Below are 1,816 nucleotides of genomic sequence, written 5' to 3'. Positions count from 1 at the left end.
TTTTAAGTTTATTGTTTAAATTTTCGATAGTTCCTAATAAGTCTTTTAGTACATGTTTACTTTTCTGTAACTCTATAAGATCTTTTTTATGAATAATGACAAATTCTTCTTTTAGTGCTTCTTCAATTGTAACTGAAGTATTAGTTGTGTTTCTATTTGTCGGCTCAACTTTTTTATTTTCAGGTTTAATTGATATGTCATGTTCAAAAGTTTTGTTATTGATTTGACAAGTAAACGATACATCAGGGAGTGCTGTTTTTAGTTTCTTAAACATATCCTCCTCTGTATATTTATCAGGAAAGTCTAATTCAAAATCTATGGCTCTAAAGTAAACTAGTTCTGCTATGTACGCAATATCTAGTAAATTATTAGTTTCTTGCATAGGTATGCTAAAATGCCTATTCATATATTTTATGATTTTGTTTCTTTCTTCTTTTGTGTTCTTAATTGCGAAAGATATTGTTACTAATTGTTGCATATACTTTAGTTTATTGATTAAACATATAAAGAGGACAGCTAATGCTGTCCCCTACTATTTACGCATAGTTACGTTGTCACTCTTTGTTCATCTAATGACAGATGCTCAGAACTATTTTTCAAATCTAAAATAGTGAAAACTCCTTTATACTGAGTTTAGATAGTGCTTACACGTTTGTACCACACACTACAATGATACTAATACTACATGTAGTTGGCTCTGCATTTACAGGCTTGCCACTGTCTATGGCTGCATTACTATTGTAGTATAAATAACTCTAAGTTAGTTTGAATACATCTTGCTAAGAGTTCATACTTTCTGATAAAGTGTTTTCTTGTTTTCATAATGTTAAATTTTAATTAAATTTTCAATTTGTTCTTTTAAATGAAAGGTTTCGGATACACAAAAGTTATAATCGGTATTAACATTATTTTGTACATCATCGTCGTGAGCAAGGTCAAATCCTATACAACGATACTGATGCCAATTTTGTGGTATTTCAGTAAGTGGTATAATAGGTGTCATACTATTAAGTTTGCAGTCAAAAGTAATACCACCATGTATTTCTATCTTGAAATCTAAAGCTTCTTTGTCGCAGAGATCATTACTTGCTTGTATACTTAAAGGTATTTTGGAGTCATCTATAATACCTACGTAGCCACAATAATGATAATTTTGATGTGGATTTTGATAATTGTGAACTATTTTTCTAATAAAAGCAAATGTTTTCATAATGTTAACTTTTAATATTATTAGTTAGATTAAAGTCTCCAATGATATTTTTTATTACAGGTATGAATTCATTATCGTATCGTAAAATTATACGATGTTGAATATCTCCTACTTCTCCTATTTCTTGAATTATTTCTTTTATAATATCAATTTTTGGATCTTCTACAATAGCTTCTATAAAACATTCAAGTGTTTGTTGTGATATATTATCATTATTGTTGATAATAATATCTAAAATTGTGTACCTTAGCATTTTACTTCAATTTTGATTCCGTATTTAAGTTTAATTTTTCCACATTTAGAACATCTGTATATGAATATATCTGAATATGTATGAAATTCTTTTGTTTCACCTATTAGATGATAATCGTGTTTACAGATAAATCTTTGATAAAACTTTTTGATAAATCCTTTCATATATATAGTTTTAAGTTAATAATCAATTAAAAAACACTACTATCTTCACAGACTGTAGTGTATGGTTAAGTAATAATAAAGTAAAGGATAGTATGGCTGTATCCTTATAATATAGAAATAAACGATTAGCATTTTACACCTAAAACTTTATGAGCAGCAACTCACATTCAAAGAATAGTTTGCTTGCGT

At 27.7% G+C, this 1,816-nt stretch carries 3 protein-coding genes; all 3 read right to left on the bottom strand.

Annotated features, from left to right (window positions below; genetic code table 11):
- On the bottom strand, positions 1 to 478 hold a 478-nt coding region (locus tag AC5LAX_RS01185; protein ID WP_493263623.1), incomplete at its 3' end, for a hypothetical protein.
- 348 nt (positions 479 to 826) lie between these two features.
- Complete coding sequence (locus tag AC5LAX_RS01180; RefSeq protein WP_288909136.1) at positions 827 to 1,210, bottom strand: hypothetical protein; 384 nt, start codon at positions 1,208 to 1,210, stop codon at positions 827 to 829.
- A gap of 4 nt (positions 1,211 to 1,214) precedes the next feature.
- Positions 1,215 to 1,463, bottom strand: a complete 249-nt coding sequence (locus AC5LAX_RS01175; protein WP_288909134.1) for a hypothetical protein — start codon at positions 1,461 to 1,463, stop codon at positions 1,215 to 1,217.
- Between the last annotated feature and the right edge of the window lie 353 nt (positions 1,464 to 1,816).

The organism is Megamonas sp., from assembly GCF_986095205.1.
Note: the sequence above shows the minus strand (reverse complement) of the source record. Positions and strands in the feature narration are given on the sequence as shown.

Bases quoted from the DNA above. Each gene is read 5' to 3' on its own strand.
- AC5LAX_RS01180 (WP_288909136.1), bottom strand. From the start codon at position 1,210: ATGAAAACATTTGCTTTTATTAGAAAAATAGTTCACAATTATCAAAAT.
- AC5LAX_RS01175 (WP_288909134.1), bottom strand. From the start codon at position 1,463: ATGCTAAGGTACACAATTTTAGATATTATTATCAACAATAATGATAAT.